1 protein-coding gene is annotated in these 255 nt (G+C 64.7%); it reads right to left on the bottom strand.

Translation table 11 applies throughout. The features are described from left to right. On the bottom strand, positions 1-255 hold a 255-nt coding region (locus tag G3A44_RS23215), incomplete at both ends, for a TRAP transporter large permease subunit (RefSeq protein ID WP_163460122.1).

Genomic DNA, 255 nt, shown 5'->3' with positions numbered 1-255 from the left:
CGCCGGCCACCACATTGAGCACCGTGCCCACCGGCGGGGTGATCAGCCCGATGGCGTTGTTCATGATGAACAGCACCCCGAAGTACACCGGGTCAATGCCCGCGGCCTTCACGATGGGCATGAGCACTGGCGTCAGGATCAGGATGGTGGGCGTCATGTCCATGGCCGTGCCCACGGCTATGACCAGCAGCATGATGGCGATGAGCAGCAGCGTGGGGCTGTCCATCAGCGGCTCCAGCAGGCTCACCATGGCGC

The sequence above is a fragment of the Ideonella livida genome, from assembly GCF_010499455.1.
Classification (GTDB): Bacteria; Pseudomonadota; Gammaproteobacteria; order Burkholderiales; family Burkholderiaceae_C; genus Ideonella; species Ideonella livida.
Note: the sequence above shows the minus strand (reverse complement) of the source record. Positions and strands in the feature narration are given on the sequence as shown.